This is a genomic window from Lyngbya sp. CCY1209 (genome assembly GCF_035615495.1).
In the GTDB taxonomy this organism is placed as follows: domain Bacteria; phylum Cyanobacteriota; class Cyanobacteriia; order Cyanobacteriales; family Microcoleaceae; genus Limnospira.
Map to the genome: position 1 here is coordinate 1 of NZ_JAJENU010000714.1, position 449 is coordinate 449.

Consider the following 449-nt stretch of genomic DNA (forward strand, 5'->3'; position numbering starts at 1 on the left):
GAAATCGCCCGTCTGGTGGGAATCCGTCCCTACAACGCGATCGCCTTCACCGGCCCCATCGCGGTGTTCGTCAGCGTGTTCCTGATGTACCCCTTGGGTCAGTCGGGATGGTTCTTCGCCCCCAGCTTCGGCGTGGCCGGAATCTTCCGTTTCATTCTATTCTTTCAAGGGTTCCACAACTGGACGCTCAATCCCTTCCACATGATGGGAGTCGCCGGCATCCTCGGCGGAGCGCTGCTGTGCGCCATCCACGGTGCCACGGTAGAAAACACCCTGTTTGAAGACGGTGAAGGTGCCAACACCTTCCGCGCCTTCGAGCCCACCCAAGCCGAAGAAACCTACTCGATGGTGACGGCGAACCGCTTCTGGTCTCAGATCTTCGGTATCGCCTTCTCCAACAAGCGCTGGTTGCACTTCTTCATGCTGTTCGTCCCCGTGACGGGCCTGTG

General features: G+C 59.2%; 1 pseudogene. It reads left to right on the forward strand.

Annotated elements, in window-relative coordinates:
- A pseudogene (locus LKE08_RS29385) lies at positions 1-449 on the forward strand (photosystem II D2 protein (photosystem q(a) protein)); the annotation flags it as partial.